This is a genomic window from Mesorhizobium silamurunense (assembly GCF_014843905.1).
GTDB classification, from domain to species: Bacteria; Pseudomonadota; Alphaproteobacteria; order Rhizobiales; family Rhizobiaceae; genus Mesorhizobium; species Mesorhizobium silamurunense.
The window spans coordinates 1-226 of record NZ_LPVS01000123.1 but is presented as its reverse complement, the minus strand read 5'-3'; the positions used below and the strand labels follow the sequence as shown (position 1 = coordinate 226).

At 64.6% G+C, this 226-nt stretch carries 1 protein-coding gene; it reads right to left on the bottom strand.

Features of this window, described 5'->3' with window-relative positions:
- Window positions 1-226, bottom strand: a 226-nt coding sequence (locus tag AU465_RS38160; protein WP_192257105.1) for a formate--tetrahydrofolate ligase, incomplete at both ends; no start/stop codon positions are given.

Sequence of the window (226 nt, the reverse complement as noted above, 5' to 3'; positions counted from 1 at the left end):
CTTGACCGCCTCGATGTTCTCCTTGCCGAGCTCTTCCTTCTTGACGCCGCCGTTCATCTTCATGGCGCGCACGGTGGCGACGATGACGGCGGCCGACGGCTTCAAGCCCGCCTTGCGGCACTTGATGTCGAAGAACTTTTCGGCGCCGAGGTCGGCGCCGAAGCCGGCTTCGGTCACGACGTAGTCGGCAAGCTTCAGCGCCGTCGTGGTGGCGACGACCGAGTTG